We start from the raw sequence: 245 nt of genomic DNA on the forward strand, positions 1-245 counted from the left end.
TCGCCGTCACCGACGCGCTGAACCAGACCACCACGCTGGAGCGCAAACCGGACGGTGAGGTACTGAAGATCACCCACCCGGACGGCACCTCGGAAACCTTCACCTACAACGTCTATGGCCAGGTGCTCAGCCATACCGACGGCAAGGGCCAGACCACCCGCCTGCTGCGCACGGCCCGGGGTTTGCCGAGCAGCCGCCAGGATGCCAAGGGCCAGCGAATTCGCTACGAGTACGACAAAGCCATT

General features: G+C 64.1%; 1 protein-coding gene. It reads left to right on the plus strand.

Annotated elements, in window-relative coordinates:
* Positions 1–245, plus strand: a 245-nt coding sequence (locus ACNFCI_RS24150) for a hypothetical protein (RefSeq protein WP_416768451.1), incomplete at both ends; no start/stop codon positions are given.

Source organism: Pseudomonas sp. NY15356 (assembly GCF_048068175.1).
Classification (GTDB): domain Bacteria; phylum Pseudomonadota; class Gammaproteobacteria; order Pseudomonadales; family Pseudomonadaceae; genus Aquipseudomonas; species Aquipseudomonas putida_K.